Source organism: Streptomyces sp. A18 (assembly GCF_059026065.1).
The window spans coordinates 68,926-86,571 of sequence record NZ_JBWLKL010000018.1; the positions used below are offsets into that span (position 1 = coordinate 68,926).

20 protein-coding genes and 1 pseudogene are annotated in these 17,646 nt (G+C 69.0%); 10 read left to right on the forward strand and 11 right to left on the reverse strand.

Annotated features, from left to right (window positions below):
* Positions 1-26 precede the first annotated feature (26 nt).
* Entirely contained in the window at positions 27-1,070 is a 1,044-nt protein-coding gene (gene whiG, locus AC5P1C_RS25755; protein WP_493868293.1) for an RNA polymerase sigma factor WhiG, read from the reverse strand.
* A complete protein-coding gene (locus AC5P1C_RS25760; RefSeq protein WP_493868294.1) occupies positions 1,063-1,854 on the reverse strand; it encodes a hypothetical protein in 792 nt (263 codons plus the stop codon). Before AC5P1C_RS25760 ends, whiG begins: the two co-directional genes overlap by 8 nt.
* Before the next feature lie 166 nt (positions 1,855-2,020).
* Between AC5P1C_RS25760 and AC5P1C_RS25765 the strand changes: the two genes are divergently transcribed.
* The 3 genes from AC5P1C_RS25765 to AC5P1C_RS25775 all read left to right on the forward strand — a co-directional run bounded on the left by AC5P1C_RS25765 (position 2,021) and on the right by AC5P1C_RS25775 (position 2,783).
* The gene (locus AC5P1C_RS25765; protein WP_493868295.1) at positions 2,021-2,230 is read left to right on the forward strand and encodes a hypothetical protein; all 210 of its coding nucleotides are present in this window, start codon (positions 2,021-2,023) and stop codon (positions 2,228-2,230) included.
* 71 nt (positions 2,231-2,301) lie between these two features.
* Positions 2,302-2,601, forward strand: coding sequence for a hypothetical protein (locus AC5P1C_RS25770; protein WP_493868296.1), 300 nt, complete (start codon positions 2,302-2,304; stop codon positions 2,599-2,601).
* Positions 2,598-2,783, forward strand: a complete 186-nt coding sequence (locus AC5P1C_RS25775) for a hypothetical protein (protein ID WP_493868297.1) — start codon at positions 2,598-2,600, stop codon at positions 2,781-2,783. The genes AC5P1C_RS25770 and AC5P1C_RS25775 overlap by 4 nt, the downstream gene beginning before the upstream one ends.
* A gap of 117 nt (positions 2,784-2,900) precedes the next feature.
* Here the strand turns inward: AC5P1C_RS25775 and AC5P1C_RS25780 are convergent, their stop codons facing one another.
* Together AC5P1C_RS25780 and AC5P1C_RS25785 are read right to left on the reverse strand one after the other, a co-directional pair.
* Positions 2,901-3,737 carry an NmrA/HSCARG family protein gene (locus tag AC5P1C_RS25780; RefSeq protein WP_493868298.1) on the reverse strand — a complete coding sequence of 279 codons (837 nt, stop codon included), beginning with the start codon at positions 3,735-3,737 and terminating at the stop codon, positions 2,901-2,903.
* Between the two features lie 319 nt (positions 3,738-4,056).
* Complete coding sequence (locus tag AC5P1C_RS25785; RefSeq protein ID WP_493868299.1) at positions 4,057-4,467, reverse strand: hypothetical protein; 411 nt, start codon at positions 4,465-4,467, stop codon at positions 4,057-4,059.
* A gap of 157 nt (positions 4,468-4,624) precedes the next feature.
* Between AC5P1C_RS25785 and AC5P1C_RS25790 the strand changes: the two genes are divergently transcribed.
* Positions 4,625-5,131 carry a DinB family protein gene (locus AC5P1C_RS25790; protein WP_493868300.1) on the forward strand — a complete coding sequence of 169 codons (507 nt, stop codon included), beginning with the start codon at positions 4,625-4,627 and terminating at the stop codon, positions 5,129-5,131.
* Between the two features lie 12 nt (positions 5,132-5,143).
* Here AC5P1C_RS25790 and AC5P1C_RS25795 read toward each other — a convergent pair.
* The 4 genes and pseudogenes from AC5P1C_RS25795 to AC5P1C_RS25810 form a co-directional block, all read right to left on the reverse strand.
* Positions 5,144-6,025, reverse strand: a pseudogene (locus AC5P1C_RS25795) (IS5 family transposase).
* A gap of 303 nt (positions 6,026-6,328) precedes the next feature.
* Entirely contained in the window at positions 6,329-7,729 is a 1,401-nt protein-coding gene (locus AC5P1C_RS25800) for a M20/M25/M40 family metallo-hydrolase (RefSeq protein WP_493868301.1), read from the reverse strand.
* A complete protein-coding gene (locus AC5P1C_RS25805) occupies positions 7,726-9,105 on the reverse strand; it encodes a cytosine permease (protein WP_493868302.1) in 1,380 nt (459 codons plus the stop codon). The genes AC5P1C_RS25800 and AC5P1C_RS25805 overlap by 4 nt, the downstream gene beginning before the upstream one ends.
* Entirely contained in the window at positions 9,105-10,058 is a 954-nt protein-coding gene (locus AC5P1C_RS25810) for a DUF1177 domain-containing protein (protein ID WP_493868303.1), read from the reverse strand. Before AC5P1C_RS25810 ends, AC5P1C_RS25805 begins: the two co-directional genes overlap by 1 nt.
* A gap of 191 nt (positions 10,059-10,249) precedes the next feature.
* Between AC5P1C_RS25810 and AC5P1C_RS25815 the strand changes: the two genes are divergently transcribed.
* The gene (locus tag AC5P1C_RS25815) at positions 10,250-11,074 is read left to right on the forward strand and encodes an IclR family transcriptional regulator (protein ID WP_493868304.1); all 825 of its coding nucleotides are present in this window, start codon (positions 10,250-10,252) and stop codon (positions 11,072-11,074) included.
* 78 nt (positions 11,075-11,152) lie between these two features.
* On the forward strand, positions 11,153-11,896 hold the full coding sequence (gene pepE, locus AC5P1C_RS25820; protein WP_493868305.1) for a dipeptidase PepE: 744 nt from the start codon (positions 11,153-11,155) through the stop codon (positions 11,894-11,896).
* A 22-nt stretch (positions 11,897-11,918) separates the two neighbouring features.
* Here pepE and AC5P1C_RS25825 read toward each other — a convergent pair whose 3' ends face one another.
* A complete protein-coding gene (locus tag AC5P1C_RS25825; protein ID WP_493868306.1) occupies positions 11,919-12,785 on the reverse strand; it encodes a class I SAM-dependent methyltransferase in 867 nt (288 codons plus the stop codon).
* Between the two features lie 138 nt (positions 12,786-12,923).
* Here AC5P1C_RS25825 and AC5P1C_RS25830 point away from each other — a divergent pair, with 138 nt between their 5' ends.
* Both AC5P1C_RS25830 and AC5P1C_RS25835 read left to right on the forward strand, forming a co-directional pair.
* Positions 12,924-13,508: a TetR family transcriptional regulator gene (locus tag AC5P1C_RS25830; RefSeq protein ID WP_493868307.1), complete on the forward strand. Its 585-nt coding sequence runs from the start codon at positions 12,924-12,926 to the stop codon at positions 13,506-13,508.
* 154 nt (positions 13,509-13,662) lie between these two features.
* Positions 13,663-13,809, forward strand: coding sequence for a hypothetical protein (locus AC5P1C_RS25835; RefSeq protein ID WP_493868308.1), 147 nt, complete (start codon positions 13,663-13,665; stop codon positions 13,807-13,809).
* 9 nt (positions 13,810-13,818) lie between these two features.
* Here AC5P1C_RS25835 and AC5P1C_RS25840 read toward each other — a convergent pair whose 3' ends face one another.
* On the reverse strand, positions 13,819-14,868 hold the full coding sequence (locus AC5P1C_RS25840) for a LacI family DNA-binding transcriptional regulator (protein WP_493868367.1): 1,050 nt from the start codon (positions 14,866-14,868) through the stop codon (positions 13,819-13,821).
* A 191-nt stretch (positions 14,869-15,059) separates the two neighbouring features.
* On the opposite strand from AC5P1C_RS25840, the gene AC5P1C_RS25845 reads away from it, so the two are divergent.
* Positions 15,060-15,671 (forward strand): VOC family protein, encoded by a 612-nt coding sequence (locus AC5P1C_RS25845; protein ID WP_493868309.1) that lies wholly within the window; start codon positions 15,060-15,062, stop codon positions 15,669-15,671.
* A gap of 119 nt (positions 15,672-15,790) precedes the next feature.
* Complete coding sequence (locus AC5P1C_RS25850) at positions 15,791-16,387, forward strand: hypothetical protein (RefSeq protein ID WP_493868310.1); 597 nt, start codon at positions 15,791-15,793, stop codon at positions 16,385-16,387.
* 7 nt (positions 16,388-16,394) lie between these two features.
* Here AC5P1C_RS25850 and AC5P1C_RS25855 read toward each other — a convergent pair whose 3' ends face one another.
* The gene (locus AC5P1C_RS25855) at positions 16,395-17,609 is read right to left on the reverse strand and encodes a cation:proton antiporter (protein ID WP_493868311.1); all 1,215 of its coding nucleotides are present in this window, start codon (positions 17,607-17,609) and stop codon (positions 16,395-16,397) included.
* Between the last annotated feature and the right edge of the window lie 37 nt (positions 17,610-17,646).

Sequence of the window (17,646 nt, forward strand, 5' to 3'; positions counted from 1 at the left end):
GGCGCAGCCCCGGGGGCCGCGGCACGTCAGCCTCCGTGGACCGTCAGCTTCGCCCGGAGCTGGAGCACGGCCTTGGTGTGGATCTGACTGACGCGACTCTCGGTGACGCCGAGTACGTCTCCGATCTCGGCGAGGGTGAGTCCTTCGTAGTAGTAGAGGGTGACGACGGTCTTCTCGCGTTCCGGCAAGGTGTTGATGGCTCTGGCGAGGACCCGGCGCAGTTCGCGGTCCTCGGCGTTCTCGACCGGATTCTCGGCGACGGCGTCCTTGAGAGTGTCCATGAGGCTGATCCGGTCGCCACCTTCGCCGGCCTGCAGGAGTTCTTCGATCCCGACGACATTGGCGAGGGACAACTGGCTGAAGACCGAGTGGAGTTCTTCCAGATCCATCCCCGTCTCCCCAGCTACTTCGACTTCGGAGGGGGTGCGGCGGAGTCGAACTTCGAGGGTGACGTAGGCGCGTTCGACGTTGCGCGCCTTCTGGCGGACTGAACGTGGGATCCGGTCGAGGGCACGAAGTTCGTCGATCATCGCGCCACGGATCCGCGTGACGGCGTACGCCTCGAACTTGGTCTCGTGGTCGATGTCGAACTTCTCGATGGCGTCGATGAGTCCGAACACGCCGGACGACACGAAGTCCGCTTGTTCGACGTCTGGCGGAAGGCCCACACTGACCCGGCCCGCGACGTACCTCACGAGCGGTGAGTAGTGCAGGATCAGCTGCTCCCGCAGCCGCTCGTCGCCCGTAGCCTTGTACGACTTCCAGAGCTCCTCAAGGGACGTGGCGCTGGTCGAGGGACTCGCGGGCGGGGGGTTCGACGGACCGTCCTCGGTGAGAACGGCGGCAGCGCGTACAGCGGGGCCACCTTCGGCGGCACCGTGGTGCCGGGCACGGGGCGGCTGCGCACTTCCGGTCCGCTCTCGGGTCCCGGTGCGGGTCTTTCGCTCGTCTCCGAGTTCGATCGTCGCCGCAACGCGGGCGGCAGAAGGGCGCTGCCGCAGCAGGTGCGCTCCCGCGGTTCCCAGAGAGGACTGATCGAGGAGTGCTTCGAAGACTTCGTTCTCATCCATGGCGCCGATCCCCCTCACTGCGTTTGGTCATGTTCCGCCATCGGTGCAGGATCCCCTCGATGGCTCGGACCGAGGGGGCGTCCAGTAGTTCCTGGATCTCCGATTGCGTGTACCCGGCCACCACGAGCGCGGCCACTGCCGTACGGGTGCGTGAGTTGCGAATGCCCTTGAGGTGGTCCTGCACGTGGCGGATGCCGAGTGCCTCGTCCTCCGCACTCGGGGCAGCGAGGTCCGGGAGCTGCACGGTCTGTTGACGCAGTACGGCACGGCGATGACGCTCCTCGCCGGCTCGATATGCCCGGAACTCGTTCGGGAAGGCCACCAGGCAGGCACCCATGAAGTACGTGGTGACGCTGGCCCCACCGTCGTAGGTCCAGCCTCCTTCGATCAGCGCGTTCTGCCGGAAGCCGGGCAACGCGCGGGCCACGATCAGGCCGGCCAGTTCCTCACGCAGATCGCTGTCGCGGCGCAGATCCTCCCTTTCCGCCTCCGTAGGTCGGAGGCCGATCCCATGACGAGCGGACAGGTGAAACACGTGTCCGGAGTGCAGCCATGCGCACAGGACCGAGAGGGCGTAGCGCACGAGCTCGTTCTGGAAACGTTCGTAGGCCCTTCCCTCGAATCCGTCCCTGGCCAGGTACTTGAGCAGTTGCTCGTCGGCAGCCCGGCGCTCGTGGCCGTCCTTGCTGTCCCCACCACCCCTGCTGTCCTCGCCCATGGGCAGGCCCGCTGAAGGCGCCGGGCGCCGAGCGCGCGCAGCGTCCTGCGCGTCGTTCCCCTGCATCGCCTTCCCTTCGGGTCGTTCTTGCACGTGCCGTCGTAGGTGCGGACCGCTGGTTCACCCCACGGAAGTTCTCGAAGTCGCCGCGCGCGAATCAAGCGCGTGGGGATCCAGTACTGGCAGGACATATAGCGGCAGCATCACAGGCTCAACTCCCCCAGGAGAAACAGTGAGTTCGTCCACCCCCACGCCACCCGGCGAGCCGGGCCCGTTCCTGACGCTCCACACCGCGCTGGTGCTGCTCACGGCCGTCGTCATCGGACTCGTCGTCGGCGGCCTGACCTTGCTCAGCGACAACTCCGCCGCTGGATCGGTCCTTGCGGGGCTGGTGGGCGGCGGGGCCAGCATCCCTGTGCTGCGCTCCCTCATCGGCAACTGACTGATGCTGATCGCGTCGTCTTCGGCGCGCGGTCGAGGGGAAACGGAAGCCGATGCTCGTAGGATGCCGGGATGCCCAAGCCGATATCGATGAGCCGCACGCGGGTTGCCGCGTGGGCAGTGCTGTGCGCGGCCGGCCTCGTCGCCACCGCAGGACTGAACTCCTCCTCGGCACGGGACTCGCAGCCCGAACAGCCCGAGCAGTCCGTCAGCGCCGAGTGTGGCCAGTACATCGCGGATATCGAGAAGCACGTGGCCAAGGCGAAGCAGGAAGGCAAGGAAGACGGAGTGCTCGCCTTCTCTCGAATCCAGGTCGACGCCGAGGGCGACTGCCGCGACGAGCTCCGCGCCCACTTCGGTGACGATCGGTGAGCCTCGGTACCCGGCTCGCCGCGACCGCAGGGGTATCCCTCGCCGCTGCCGGGGCGATTGTCGCCGTGGGCACCACGCGGGAACCCGAGCCGCGGCCCACGCCCTCGCGCGTGTACTCCTCCTGTCTGGCGGCCGACACCCAGCCGATGCCCGCGGACGACGACCCGTGCAAAGGCCGCTGAGAAGCGCCTGCGCGACCATCCGTCGGCCTGACCTGATCACCCCCCCCAAACGAACGCCAGGCCCCAGGGCCAGGCGTCATCGAAGGTCGCGTCTATTGGGTGCGGCCGCGCACGGGATCAGGAGACGGTTGTCCGCAGCCGTCGGGTGAGGAAGTGCTCGAACGACATGAGGGCGGGATGGATGCGCCGCAGGGCTGGAATGTCCGCCTCGTAGCCCTTCTCCGCGAACCACTCGAACATGCGCTCCTCGATCGGCAGAGCTTCGAAGCGCGTGGGCATGCCGGTGACCCGCTCGTAGACCGCCGCCACCTCGGGGAAAGTGATCTCGTCGCCGGCCAGCTCGATCTGGCGGCCGATGTACTGGTGCGGGTCGTCGAAGACGGCCGCGGCGAAGAACCCGATGTCGTCGCCGGCGATCAGCTGGATGGGCTTGTCCGGCTTGGCAGGGAGCGATATCAGGCGTTCGCCTGCCGCGTCGGCGTAGTGCAGCAGGTTGTTCATGAAAAACACCGGCCGCAGCACGGTGGCGGGCAGATCGAGCGCCAAGATGTGCCGCTCGATCTCTGCCTTGCTCTCGAAGTGGCCGATCCCCGTGTCGCGTTCGGCGCCTCCCACGGAGCTGTACACGAAGTGCTCGATCCCCGCCGCTTCGGCGGCGTCCGCCACCGCCTTGCCCTGCCGGACCTCGGCGGCCAGGGTGGCCGGTTCGTGAGCCAGTGCCTGCACACCAAATACGCCGTGGACGCCGGTCATCGCACCACGCAGCGACGCTTCGTCGTCCATGTCGCCCCGGACGAGTCTCGCTCCCCGTTCCGCCAACTCCCGGGCCGCAGGCTTGTCCGGGTCGCGGACCAGAGCCCGTACGTCCCAGCCACCAGAGAGCAACTCTCGTGCGGTGGCGCCGCGCTGGTTTCCAGTCGCTCCGATGACCAGGGCACTGTGTGTGTTACCCACGACAACTCCTCACCTTGCGACGGCCACAGCTGTCCACGGCTCGTCGTACGGGTTCGATCCTGCAACCTCAAGGGAAGTTGAGGTCAATCCGCTCGCGTGCCATGGGCGCGCAGAGGCCGGCGGATCAATCCCGTCCATGGCCGCGGACTGAAGGCAACGACGGGTGGGCCGGGGGGCTGATCCGCTCGTGAGCAGCGAATGGCTGGTCGCCGACCAGCGTGGATGCCTCGGACGTCTCGGATGTCTCGGATGTCTCGGACGTAACACCACCGTCACCACGATCCACGGGCTCGCTGACGGTGAGGTGCGGAGCCGCCCCCTACGGGCCCGCGGGGCCGTCCCCGGCTCGCGCAGCGGCTGCCGCCTCCAGCAGGTGCCAGCCGTCGACCTCCACCGCCCCCCGCTCCCCCGGTCGCCACCCACGGCTCACCGCCACGTCGAGCAGCGCGCGGACGGCACCCGGCTCGTGCAGGTTCAGGTCCGCGCCTTGAACGAAGCCCACGTCCCCGGAGCCGAACGGGGCCCCTCCCGGGACATACCGGCCGGGCCCTTCGGCGAAGACAATCCGCAGCGGCCCGCCGGTGCCGGACGGCTGCGGCGACAGGGTGAGGGTCTGGCGGCAGTCCACTGACCGACCGGCGTGGTCCTTTTGATGACTGTGGCGCAGCGTCCACATGTACACGCGCCCGTCGGCGACCAGTTGGCGGGGTTTCTTGGAATGGCGAGGCACGCAGCCGAGGCTAGGGCCTGTCCGGCGGATCATGCGGGGCGGTCCACCGGCGCCGAATCGCTGTAGCGCCCCGCCGGACTAGGAGCTGGGTGGAGCAGGTTGGGTCCGTCGATAAATACCTCGACATCGGGCGCGGTGATCGGGGACGCTTCGCGCGATGACCAGAATCGATGACACGCCGCCTGCGTGGGACGAGCGCACCCAGCTCACCACGTTTCTCGACTACGCACGTGACACCGCCCGCGCCAAGTGCGATGGCGTCTCTGCGGAGAACGCACGCAAGGCGCTCCTGCCGGGCTCACCGCTGATGACCATGAGCGGAGTGGTCAACCACCTCCGCTGGGTCGAGTACTACTGGTTCCAAGTGGTCTTCCTCGGCGAGGAAGACCGGGGCCCCTGGACCGAGGAGGACCCCGACCGCGAGATGCGTATCGCCGTCGACTTCCCGCTCACGCAGTTGCTCGACGAATACGCTGAACAGAGCGCCCGCTACCGCGAACTGGTCGCCGGGAACGGCTTGGACAAGCAGGCCCAGCGAGCCGTCCGCAACGGCCTCCACGTCGACCTGCGCTGGATCCTCCTCCACCTCACCGAGGAGACGGCCCGCCACAACGGCCACCTGGACATCCTGCGCGAGATGCTCGACGGCACGACCGGCGATTAGATCCGGCGGCGATCACGGGCCGAGCCAGAGTCGGATCGAGGCGACGGTGACGGTGCCGTGGAAGATGTAGCCGCGCTTGTCGAACCTCGTGGCCACGGCCCGGGAGTTCTTCAACGCGTTGATCGTCCGCTCGACTTCGTTCCTTCGCTTGTAGATCGTCTTGTCGAAGCCTGCGGGTCGGCCGCCCTTGCTGCCCCTTCGTTGGCGGTTGGCCCGCTGGTTCTTCGGTTCTGGGATGGTGTGCTTGATCTGGCGTCGTCGCAGGCAGCGGCGGTTGCGGCGGGAGGAATACGCCTTGTCGCCGCCGAGGTGGTCGGGCCGCGTGCGCGGGGTGTCCGCCACCGAGGCGGCCAACACGGATGCGTTCCATGACCGGAATGAGTTGCGGAGCGTCGCCCCACTGGCCCGGAGTGATCAGCAGGGCCAGGGGGCGGCGTCCACCCTCACCGGCGAGGTGGATCTTGCAGGTCAGGCCGCCCCGGGAGCGTCCGAGTCCCTCGTCGGGGCGATGCTGCCGGGGCGTGCGTCTTTTCCCGGCACTCGTGGCGGTTTCCTACGAGCCCCGGCGGCGTGCTGATGGGCCCGGCAGGAGGTCGAATCGACGCTCACCATCGACCAGTCGATCCGGCCCTCCGCGTCGGCGTCGGCCAGGACGGCCGCGAAGATCCCGTCCCAGGTGCCGTCCGCCGACCAACGTCTGTGCCGTTCGTACACCGTCTTCCACGGACCGAAACTCGCGGGTAGATCCCGCCATGGCACCCCAGTGCGCAGTCGGTACAGGATCCCGTTGGTGACCCTGCGGTGGCTGGCCCAACGGCCGCCCCGCTTCCCGGACTTCGGCAGATGCGGCTTCACCCGGGCCCACTCCGCATGCGTTAAATCTCCCCGCCCCATGCTCATGCCAACGACCCGAATCCACGACGGTCACATGATCCGCCAGATAGGCCCTAGGCGCCTGGACGCTGCGCTGCATGTCCATGGTCAGCTGGTCAGGAATCATCGCGCGTCTGCAGAGACGCAGGGCGCGGGCTCTGAAGGTTTCAGTCGAAGTACCCCTGGTCGATGTAGGGAGGGATCTGGCCGGGGCACTCTGTGTCCACGATGTCCTTGTGGCAGATGATGTGTCGGCCTTCCAACACACAGAATGCCCCGCCGGAGATCCGGCGGGGCACATTCCATGGAGTGAGCCAGGGTCCGTCAGCAGCTCTGCCAGAGGCGGGTCATCACCCGCACCCCGAACCGCAGCCCCTCCAGCGGAACCCGCTCGTCGACGCCGTGGAAGAGTCGGCCGTAGTCCAGATCGTGCGGCAGCTTCAGGCCCTTGAAGCCGAAGCAGCGGATGTCCAGCTTGGTGAACGCCTTCGCGTCGGTGCCTCCCGGGTTGCAGTACGGCACCGGGTGGCCGTCCGGGTCCTCCGCGCGTACTGCCTCGCACATGGCGTCGACGAGCGGGCCGTCGAAGGAGGTCTCCATGGCGATGTCGTGGTTGACCCACTCGCGGGAGACGGAGGGCAGCAGCAACGCGTCGATGGTGTCGATGAGTTCCTGCTCGTGGCCGGGCAGAAAGCGGCCGTCCACACGGGCCGTCGCCTTTCCGGGGATGACGTTCGTCTGGTAACCGGCCGTGAACATGGTGGGGTTCGCCGAATTGCGGAGCACCACCTGCATGAAGTCGGCGACATGGCCCAGCTTGGCCAGCTCCTTGTCCAGCGATTCCTGGTCCAGGGTGTCGAGGGTCTCGAAGTCGATGTCCACCCCCTGGAGTTCTGCCGCCTTGGCGAGCAGGGCGCGGACCGGTTCGATCAGCCGTACCGGGTGGGTGTGCCGGCCGATGCGGGTCAGTGATTCGGCCAGGTCGGTGACCGCGTTCTCGTCGTTGGGCGAGGATCCGTGGCCGGCACGGCCGTTCGCCGTGAGTTCCATCCAGGCCATGCCGCGCTGGGCGTTCTCGATCGGGTAGAGGCGCCGCGTGTCGTCGAGCGCGTAGCTGAAGCCGCCGCCCTCGCCGATCGCCTCGGTGACGCCCTCGAACAGCTCGGGGCGGTGCTCGACCAGCCAGTGCGCGCCGAACTTGCCGCCCGCCTCTTCGTCGGCGAGGAAGGCGAGCACGATCTCGCGGGCCGGGCGGGCGCCGGTGCGCGCGAAGTGGCGTGCGGTGGCAAGCATCACGGCCACCGTGTCCTTCATGTCGATGGCGCCTCGGCCCCACAGGTATCCGTCGCGGATCTCGCCGGAGAAGGGCGGCACCTGCCATTCGGCGGTGTCGGCCGGTACGACGTCGAGGTGGCCGTGGACGAGGAGAGCGCCCCTGGTGGAGTCCTTGCCAGGGATGCGGGCGACGACGTTGGCCCGTCCCGGCGCGCTCTCGACGAGCGTCGATTCGATGCCCGCCTCGGAGAGGCGCGCCACCACCCAGTCGGCACAGGCCTGTTCGTCGCTGGTGGGGTTCGAGGTGTCGAAGCGGATCAGCTCCGCGCAGAGACCGATGACCTCGGTCTGTGCCTCGTCGGATGCCGGGGTGGCAACACCCACGCCGGTGCCGGGGGTGCCAGGGGTTCCGGGAGTGCCGGGAGTGCCGGGAGTCTCGGGGGTGCTCATGCTGCTCCTACCGTCTGGGACGTGCGGGCGGCTGGGGTGGGTGTGGCCGCGTCGTCCAGGGTGGTGGTGCCGTACGTCCTGATCCAGCCGAGCAGACCGAGCACGGAGTACAGGACGAACGCGGTGATCAGCGAGTTCAGGGCGGGTATGCCGCCGTCGTAGAACTTGCCGACGCAGAAGGCGGCCGCCCAGATCACCAGTGACATCGGTACCCAGGCCGGTGAGGTGGTGGGCAGTGTCTGGGCCCCGCGGGTGTCGCCGAGCGGCTTGCTCATCCGCCGCACCACCCAGTACTCGGCGACGATGATGCCGCCGATGGGCGGGATGGCCACGCCGAGCACCGACAGGAACTCGGTGAAGTGGGTCATGATGCCGACCGCCGAGAGCAGCGTGCCGGCCAGGCCGAGCATGATGGTGACGACCCCGCGGTGCAGACGCTTGCCGAAGACGACCTGGAAGAAGTTGACGACGCCGAGGGAAGAGCCGTACAGGTTCCAGTCGTTGATCTTCGCCGTCGACATCAGGACGACCAGGACACCGAAGGCGCCCGAGGTGGAGAGCACGATGTGCGAGACCTCGCTGCTCTTGACCATGTGGCCGAGCAGCACGCCCGTCATGCCGACGATGTACTCGGAGAGGATCATCGACGAGGCGCTCTGCACGAAGACGTGCGAGCCCTTCTTGTTGTAGCGGGTCATCTCCGGGGCGACGATCGCGCCGGTCATGAAGCCGCCCGCGATGGCCGTGGCGGCGACGGCGAGCGGGATGGTCTCACCGGGCGGGGGCGAGCTGACGAGATCCGCGACGGAGTGGTCCATGAGGGCGTTGGTGACGGACCAGGCGACCATGGCGAAGAACAGCGGCGTCACGATCTTGGCGAAGATCGCCATGTACTTGAAGCCGAAGATGACCAGGGCGGTGATGGCCACACCGGCGACCACGCACCACAGCCACGAGGGTCCGCCCACCAGGGCGGACACACTGTCGCCGAAGATCGAGTTCTGGACGCCGAACCAGCCGACGAGGCTGACCGCGATCACGAAGCTGACCAGCGCGGAGCCGTTACGCCCGAATCCCACCCAGCGGGTCAGGAGCGGGGTGGCTAGGCCCTCGCGCATCCCCGCGAGGCCGATCGCGAAGATGACGACCTCGAGTACGACAGCGCCGAGCGTGAACGCGAGGAACGCGTCCCCGAAGGTCATGCCGACGCCGATGGTGGCGCCCAGTGTGAACTGGGAGATCGAGCCGGACTGGGCAAGCCACTGGAGCAGCATCGTCCAGAAGCCGAGGCGCCTTTCGCGCGGGACGCGGGACAGCGCGTAGTCGTCGCTGCCGATCTGCTTGCCGCCGGTTTCGGCGACGGAGGGGGCTGTCATCACGACTCCCTGGATGCGTGGCCGAAGGTCTGCAGGTGCGCCAGCGAGCCGTACCGGTTGACGAGGTTGTCGAACTCCGCCACATCGTGGAAGTCGAGTCGGCCGCCGCCGAAGGCCTTCGCGGTCTCGACGGCGAACCGGGCGGCGGCCGCGATGTCGGTCTCGTGGCTCGCGCCCGTCTGACAGCCGGGGACCGCCGCGGCCGAGGTGACCGCGAGGCCGACGACCGGGGCGGAGGTCGCGGTGGCCGGCTGCAGGATCGAATTGATGTGGTGTACACCGTTACCGTAGGGCGTGATGTCCTGATTCGTCACGGGATATGTGACCAACGGCTCACCGGTCACCACGGCGAGCAGTTCGCCGAGCTGCTCGCTGACCCGCAGCACCCAGCCCTCCTTGACGGTGGGCGACAGGGCGAGGCCCTTGTGATTGATGATCCGGTTGCCCTTGGTGGTGTCGATGGACAGCACGGCGTCCATCTCGTCGGTCACCTCGTGCCGGTTCATGGTGGCGATGTCGACCGGCGAGTCCATGAACGGAACCGGGTCGTGCGGCGCGGTGGGCGCGTCGGGGCAGATGTGGGTGGCGACCACGACGTCACCCTCCAGCACGTCGCCGCGGCGGCGCATGTCCAGCAGCTTGGCCGCCGCCGACAGGGCGGCCACGGCGCCGTCCGCGTCGGACACCAGACCCGCGATCTCCGGACGTGCGCCGACTCCGCCGAGCCTGCCCACGACGCCGAGCGTGCGGGCCGATCCGCCTGCCGCACGGCCCGAGCGGCCCGGGATCCGGACGAGCACGAAGTCCGTGGAACCGCGCTCGCCGCTGACGGTGGTGACCTCGGCGCCCGACCCACCGGGACCCGCGGCCGAGTCGAGGTACGCGACGGCACGCTTGCCGTCGGCGTCCGGATCATCCAGCAGATCCATGATGTCCAGGACGTACTTCAACATGGGCGACCTCTCCTGATCGTGCATGCCGGACGGGGTAGCCCCGCACCGGTGACCGAGACCAGAGTCGGGATGAGCTAGCGTTGTGGGCAACACTTTCCCGTTATCTGCAATTCGTGTCTGCATGGTGAGAAACCGAGTGCGGGCCCGTACGCCCCGCCCCTACGCGACAACCGACCCAGGAGCGACCGCCGATGCCCCAGGACATCCCGCTCGACCGGAAGACCCCGGCCGGTGCCCTGCAGACCGTCGACCGCGCCCTACTCGTACTGCTCGCCTTCGAGCGGACCCGACCGGACTGGGGCGTGACCGAGGTCGCCGCCGAGTTCGGCTGGGACACCTCCGTCGCCCAACGGCTGCTCTCCACCCTCGCCGGCCGCGGCTTCCTGGTCTCCGACCCGGTCACCCGCCGCTATCGGATCGGCCCCGCCGTACTGCGCCTCGGACGCCTCTGGGAACGCTCCGGCTCCCTGGAACTCCTCGCCGGGCCCGTCCTGGACGAGCTGCGCGCCACCACCGGCGACACCGTCCTGTTCTGTCTGCCCGACAGTTTTCACATGCGCTGCGTCGCCGCCGTCGAGGGCGAGGAAGGGCCGCTGCGCTACTACCCGTTGGTCGGCGAGCTGTACCCGGCACATGCCGGCGCCACCAGCAAGTCGTACTACGCCTTCCTGCCCGACGAGCAGCGCAACCGCCTCTTCCGCGGGCGCCCCATGGCCCGCTTCACCGACCGCACCATCACCGATCCGGACGTCCTGGAGCGCGAGTTCCTGCAGGTCCGCGCGCAGGGGTACGCCTGGACCGTCGGCGAGTACGACGCCGGGATCGGCACCGTCGCCGTACCGGTCTTCCTCGGCCGCGAACCGTACGGAAGCCTCAGCCTCGGCGCGGCCAAGGAGCGCTTCCCCGAAGGCCCCGAAGGCCGCCTCGACGCCCTCCGCCGGGCCGCTCAACTCCTGGAGAAGCGCCTCACCCACCCCCCGCAGCGCACTCGCCGCCCCCGCGACGAGAGGGCCTGAGCGGGACGCCACCCCTCAGCTGACCACCACCCACGCCCGCACTCCCCGAATACCCAAACACCATGCAAGGAGCCTGAGTTGCCCCGGACGAACCTGCTACTGCTCTCCAACTCCACCCAGCACGGCCGCGGCTACCTCGCCCACGCCCTCGAAACCGTCACCGAATTCCTCCCCGAACGCGCCCGGCTCGCCTTCGTCCCCTACGCCCTCGCCGACCACGACGCCTACACGGCCAAGGTCCGCAGCGCGCTCGCCCCGTGCGGCATCGACGTGCACGGCGTGCACGAGGGCGGCGACCCGCTCTCCCAACTCGCGCGCGCGGACGCGGTCTTCGTCGGCGGCGGCAACTCGTTCCGTCTGCTGAGCTCGCTGTACCGGAGCGGACTGCGCGACGCCCTGATCAGCGCCGCGCGCGAAGGCCTGCCCTACATGGGTGCCAGCGCCGGCACCAACATGGCCGCTCCCACCCTGCGCACCACCAACGACATGCCCATCGTGCAGCCCCCGTCCTTCAAGTGCCTCGGCCTGGTCCCCTTCCAGATCAACCCGCACTACCTCGACCCGGACCCGGCCTCCACCCACAAGGGAGAGACCCGCGAGGAGCGCCTCACCGAGTTCCTCGAGGAGAACGACGTCCCGGTGCTCGGCCTGCGCGAGGGATCCTGGCTGCGCGTGCACGAAGACCGCGCCACGATCGGCGGCGGACTCCCGGCCCGCCTCTTCACCCGCACCGCGAGTCCGCGCGAACTCACCACCGGCTCGGACGTGTCCGAACTCCTCGCCACACAACCGCATTTCGATATCCCGGCCGCCCGCCGCTGAACCCTGGGCGGGCCCTCTCCGATCAACGGCGCCTCCATGGGGCGGTCGGGCGGTCCGCCGTGACCAGCCACGACGTGCTCAGCAACCGGACTGTGCCGTCCGCCGCCTCATGGGCGCGCAGATGGTCGGTCAAGGTGCGGCGGGCGCGGGAGCGCGTGGCCGCGTCAGCCTGCTCCATCAGATGGCGGCCGGGGCCGGTGCCCAGCAGGAACTCCGCAGCGTCCTCGGCTCCGTGTCCCCAAACCCCGTACGCCTGCGCCTGGTTGATGCCGATGTCGATGAATCCGGCCCCGGCGAGCACTTCGCGGATGCGGTCGGGGGCGGCCAGGGAGAACATGCCGGGCAGTCCCGGCCGCCCGAAGTCACCGACGGGCAGGTCGTCGCGCAGCGACGCCAGCGCCGCCACCCAGCCGTTGAGCGTGGCATCGGCCGGGCAGACGAACGCCAGGCGTCCGCCGGGCCGCAGCGCCCGGCCGACGTTGTCGAAGGCCGCTACCGGGTCGGCGAAGAACATCACTCCGTAGCGGCTGATCGCCGCGTCGAACGATCCCTCCTCGAAGGGGTACACCTGGGCGTCGCCTGGGACGAAGGAGGCGTTCGCCAGGCCCTCCCCCTCCGCGCGGGCCCGAGCGTCGGCCAGCATCGGCCCGGACAGATCGAGGCCGAGCGCGCGCCCTCGGGGAGCTCTGAGCGCGGCCAGGCGCGTGGTCTGCCCGGAACCGCAGCCGAGGTCGAGTACGTGGTGGTCCCCGGTGATCCCGGCGGCGTCGAGCAGTGGCTCGTTGAAGCCCTCGTTCACGGCGTTCCAGCGGTCCTGGTGGGCAGCCCAGTGGGAACCTTCCGGGCCGTTCCATGCCTTCGCCTGCTCGGTGTTGACGACGTCCGGCACTGAAGCCTCCTGCGGTGCACGATGAATAATGGGCGCGTGCCCAAACTGTATGGGCATGTGCCCAAACTGACAATCCCCGATACCATCGACGGAGTTGCGCCCCGTGAGGGCGGCGGCACCAGGACGGAAGAGAGGCCCATGTCACCTCGCGGAGTGGCGACGCCCGACGTACGCGAGCGGCTGTTCGCGGCGGCCGAGCGCGTCGTGGAGAGGGACGGCGCCGGGGCGCTCACCAGTCGGGCCGTCACCACCGAGGCGGGCTGCGCCAAGGGGCTGCTGCACGCGCACTTCGCGGGGCTCGACGAGTTCGTCGCCGAGCTCTGCCTCGACCGGTTCGCACGGACGGCGGAGAAGGCGCAGGCTCTGTCTCAGCTCACCGGGCAGGACACGGTGGCGCGGAACCTCGACGCCGTCGCGCTCGCGCTCTTCGACTCCGCCGGCCCGTCTCTTTCCGGCCTGGCCATGAGCCGACCCGCCGCCACGCGGCGCATTCGCGAGGCCCTGGCGGGCGGGGCACCTGGCCTCACCGCGATCGAGGAGGCCATCACCGTCTATCTGACGGCCGAACAGAAGCTCGGCCGGGTGGCGGAGACCATCGCCCCGAGCACCGTGGCCCTCGCCATCGTCGGCACCGCACACCACCTCCTGATGACCAGCTGGCCGGGCACACCTGACCCACGGCCCCGCATGACGCGCCTGGTGGCCACGCTGGTGGACGGCTGAGGACTGCCGGTTGGACCTCAGCGGACCAACGGCAATGGCAACGGCAACGGCATGAAGCAGCGCCGAGCCCATGGCTCATTCGGCCTCCATCCCGGCATGCGGCGCGGTCGCGAGACTCATTCACCCTGCATCAGCGAGCAACGGAGGAAGCTCCATGCCGCACCAAGGTGGTTCCCGTGGCGAGGACCTGGCCCGCGACTACTACGAGACCAGCGACGTCGACACGTTCTACGCCCACGTCTGGGACGCGGCCCACCAAGGACAGCTGCGCTGGGGCATCTTCCACTGTCGCCGCGCCTGAGTCCTTGCCTCAGGCGGACTCCCGCACGACCAACCGTGTCGGGGTGACCACGGAGGCCAACGGAGGACTGCCCTCCCGCGACGCGGGGTCGTCCGATGTCCGCTTGAACAGCAGCCGCGCCATCAGCCGCCCCATGCTCTCGATGTCCTGGTGCACGGTGGTCAGCGGTGGCTCCGTGGCCTCGGCGATGGTCGCGAGGTCGTCGAAGCCGACGACCGCCACGTCCTCGGGTACGCGACGCCCGGAATCTCGCAGTACCCGCAGTGCACCGGAAGCCATGAGGTCCGAGGCGGCGAAGACCGCGTCCAGGTCCGGGCATCGGTCGAGGAGCTCGGCCATGGCGTCAGCGCCGCCCTGCAAGGTGAAGTCGCTCTCGGCGATCAGCTGGGGCGGAGCGTCCAGGAGTACGTCCCGGTAGCCGTCCAGGCGGTCGATCGCGGAGGCCTGGTTGAGCGGCCCGGTGATGGTCCCGACACGCCGGCGCCCCAGCGATACGAGGTGCCGGACGGCTGCCCTGGCTCCGCCGCGGTTGTCGGCATCCACGTACGTGTAGAGGTGACTGCGGTGGGCGGCACCGGCCGACGGACGACCACCGAAAACGGCGGGCAGGCCCATGTGCTCGACCATCGCGGGCAACGGGTCATCGGTGCGCAGCGAGAACAACAGGGCTCCATCGACGTGCCCGCCGCCCAGGAAATTCGCGACGCGCGGATAGTCGTCCGGCTCCTCGATGAACAACAGCACCGGCTGCGCGCCTTGTTGGACCAGTTCCTGACGGATGCCTCGCAGGTGGCAGTCGAAATACGGGTCCACGAAGAGCCGGTTCTGCGGTTCGGTGACCACAACGGCGACGGCGTTGTTCCGGCGGGTGACGAGGCTTCGGGCGGCTTGATTGGGTACGTAGCCGAGTTCGTCCACGGCCCTTCGGATGCGTTCGGCGACCGAGGCCCGCACTCTGGGCTCACCATTGATCACACGCGACACCGTGGACTTCGACACGCCTGATCGACGCGCTACGTCCTCGAGTGTGGGGCGATGTCCATTGGGCCGTTCCGTCAACACCTTCTCCGATGCGCGCAGTTCCCCGATCACCGGACACGTTAGCCGTCAACCGCTGCCGACCGCTCGCTTCCGGGCCGCCTGCTGCTGCGGGCATACGGCGCTGACCTTCTTTCCCGCGGCTGGGCACTCGTGAGAGCGGTCAGGATTGAAGAAGCGTCGGCCACCGGACCGCGGCTAGCGTGAATCTCATGACCTCCATCGATTGCATCACCCTTGAGGTGGCCGACCCCACGGCCGCCGAGCGCTTCTACGCGGACGCCTTCGGGCTGGACAAGCAGGTACGCGTGCGGGCCGTTGAGGCGGATTCGTCCGGCTTCCGCGGGTTCACGGTGTCACTCGTGGTCTCGCAGCCGTCGATCGTCGACGGCCTGATGGGCGCCGCGCTGGGCGCCGGGGCCACGGAGCTGAAGCCCGCCAAGAAGTCCTTGTGGGGCTACGGCGGCGTCGTACAGGCCCCTGACGGCACGATCTGGCAGCTCGCGAGTTCGTCGAAGAAGGACACCGGCCCCGACAGTCGGCAGATCGACGAGATCGTGCTTCTGCTGGGCGTCTCCGACATGGCAGCGACGAAGCGGTTCTACGTAGAGCGCGGTCTCAAGGTGGCGAAGAGCTTCGGCAGCAAGTACGTCGAGTTCGACGGTTCGTCGAGCCCCATCAAGTTGTCGCTGTACGGACGTCGCGGCCTGGCCAAGGTTGCCGGTGTCCCCGCGGAGGGCAGCGGGTCGCACCGGCTCACGATCGGCGGCGACGCCGGGACCTTCACCGACCCCGACGGATTCATGTGGGAGCCCTCGGCATGACGTCCCGTGGAGAGGCACGGCGCTGGTCCTCCCTGACATCCGCTCGCCTCGACGTCACAACCAGGCGACAATAGCGGGCATAGCGGCCTGAAAGGGTACACCGGCGACGGAGGGGACCGATGACGGGAGCCAAGGCGGTGCTCCGCCGCGCGTGGGGCGAGTTCGTCGGGCCGGAAGCCACGCGGACCAACCACGTGCTGACGGCGCTGACGACGGCGGCCGGTGCGGTCGCGGCGCCGGTCACAGCCAGGGCACACGGTGCGGGCGCAGGAGGCGCGGCCATCGCCTGCCTGCTGGCGGTGGACCTGGCGGGCGGCGTCTACGTCAACAACACGCGGGCCTGCGCCCGCTGGTACGAGCGCCCTGGCCAGGGCAACGCCGACCACTACTCCTTCGCCGCCCTGCACCTGCACCCGGCGGCCGTGGCACGACTCGACTCGGGGCTGCCGGGCGGGGGCGCCGACCGCCGCGTGCGCCCCGCTGCCTGGGCCGCGGCCCAATACGCGTACATGGTGGCCGCGACGGTCGTGATCCGTCGCCACCCGGCACGGCGGCGGGCGCTCGGCGTGGCCCTCACGGCGGGCGGGCTCCTGCTGGACGGTTTGCTGGGCCCGTCGCGGACAGCACCGTGGTTCGCCTGGACCTACTACCCCAAGCTGCTGATGGGCCATGCCGGAGCGGCGCTGTGGTCGGACGAGGAGCTGGCTCCGTGCTGAGGGAACCTCACCACGCCTCCGACTCGGGTGCAGACCCGTCCGGGGTCGTGGCCTTGCCCCCCTTGGCCCGTACTCGCAGCGCGAGCAGCGGGAAGAGCAGGACGGAGACCATGGCGGCGCCCACCAGGGCCGCCGCCTCCCCCTTCTCCAGGACACCCTCGTCCAGGCCGATGGTGGTGATGGCCACGACGAGCGGCAGGCAGGTCGAGGAGTACAGGGTCAGGGCCCTGCGGTCGGTGGAGTTCAGGTCGCGTGGTGCCAGCGCATGGGCCGGGAGTCCTCGTACGACGAGGAACAGGAGCAGGAAGACCGGCAACAGCAGCAGGGCGCGGCCACCGTCGAGCAGTGAGGCGAGGTCGAAGTTGATGCCGGTGACGATGAAGAACAGCGGGACGAGGAACCCGAACCCCATGGCCTCCACCTTGCCCAGAACCTCCTCGCCGCTCTCGGGGGCCGCCCCCTGGAACACGAGCCGGGTCAGCAGACCTGCCGCGAAGGCACCCAGGAGCACATCGAGGCCGAAGACGTGCGACAGGGCGAGCATGGCGACGATCAGCAGCATCACGAAACGGACGGCGAATTGTCCGCTGGTGTGCAGCGTCGTACGAATGATCTGGGCGAACCAGGGCGGGTGGGGGCGCACCGCCCAGTAGATCGCCGCCGCCGTGATGACCGCGAAGGCGGCGAGCACCGCGGTGGACACTCCCGGTTCACGGCCGCTGAGCAGCACCGCCATGGCGATGATGGGCCCGAACTCGCCGACCGCGCCGAAGGCCATCATCACGGTCCCGAAGCGGCCGCGCAGATCGCCGCTGTCGCGCAGGATCGGCAGGACGGTGCCGAGGGCGGTGCTGGTGAGCGCGGTACCGATGACCACGCTGCGGGAGAGGTCCATGCCGGTCAGTGCCAGTGCGACGGCCAGGCCCAGGGCGAGGGAGATCAGCCAGGCCCAAACGGAGCGGCGCAGGGTGTCACCGCGGATGGCCGCGAACTCGATCTCGTACCCGGCGAGAAAGATGAGCATGGACAGGCCGAGCTCCGAGAGCGTGTCGATGACCTCGTCGTGCTGCGCCCAGCCGAGGACATCGGGGCCGATGAGGATGCCTAGCAGGATCTCGAAGATGACCAGGGGGACCCGCAGCCAGCGGCGGGTTCCGTGCGCCAGCAGGGGCGCGAGCACGGCGACGGCCATGATCAGGATGAGCGTTCCCGGATGTGTCATGCCGTCCCCTCCCGCGCGTAGGTCCGTGATGCTCCGT

Coding starts and splice junctions, on each gene's coding strand:
- whiG (WP_493868293.1), bottom strand. CDS start 1,070: ATGGATGAGAACGAAGTCTTCGAAGCACTCCTCGATCAGTCCTCTCTG.
- AC5P1C_RS25835 (WP_493868308.1), top strand. CDS start 13,663: ATGCCGCACCAAGGTGGTTCCCGTGGCGAGGACCTGGCCCGCGACTAC.
- AC5P1C_RS25805 (WP_493868302.1), bottom strand. CDS start 9,105: ATGACAGCCCCCTCCGTCGCCGAAACCGGCGGCAAGCAGATCGGCAGC.
- AC5P1C_RS25850 (WP_493868310.1), top strand. CDS start 15,791: ATGACGGGAGCCAAGGCGGTGCTCCGCCGCGCGTGGGGCGAGTTCGTC.
- AC5P1C_RS25800 (WP_493868301.1), bottom strand. CDS start 7,729: ATGAGCACCCCCGAGACTCCCGGCACTCCCGGCACTCCCGGAACCCCT.
- AC5P1C_RS25830 (WP_493868307.1), top strand. CDS start 12,924: ATGTCACCTCGCGGAGTGGCGACGCCCGACGTACGCGAGCGGCTGTTC.
- AC5P1C_RS25815 (WP_493868304.1), top strand. CDS start 10,250: ATGCCCCAGGACATCCCGCTCGACCGGAAGACCCCGGCCGGTGCCCTG.
- AC5P1C_RS25855 (WP_493868311.1), bottom strand. CDS start 17,609: ATGACACATCCGGGAACGCTCATCCTGATCATGGCCGTCGCCGTGCTC.
- AC5P1C_RS25845 (WP_493868309.1), top strand. CDS start 15,060: ATGACCTCCATCGATTGCATCACCCTTGAGGTGGCCGACCCCACGGCC.
- AC5P1C_RS25810 (WP_493868303.1), bottom strand. CDS start 10,058: ATGTTGAAGTACGTCCTGGACATCATGGATCTGCTGGATGATCCGGAC.
- AC5P1C_RS25790 (WP_493868300.1), top strand. CDS start 4,625: ATGACCAGAATCGATGACACGCCGCCTGCGTGGGACGAGCGCACCCAG.
- AC5P1C_RS25770 (WP_493868296.1), top strand. CDS start 2,302: ATGCCCAAGCCGATATCGATGAGCCGCACGCGGGTTGCCGCGTGGGCA.
- AC5P1C_RS25760 (WP_493868294.1), bottom strand. CDS start 1,854: ATGCAGGGGAACGACGCGCAGGACGCTGCGCGCGCTCGGCGCCCGGCG.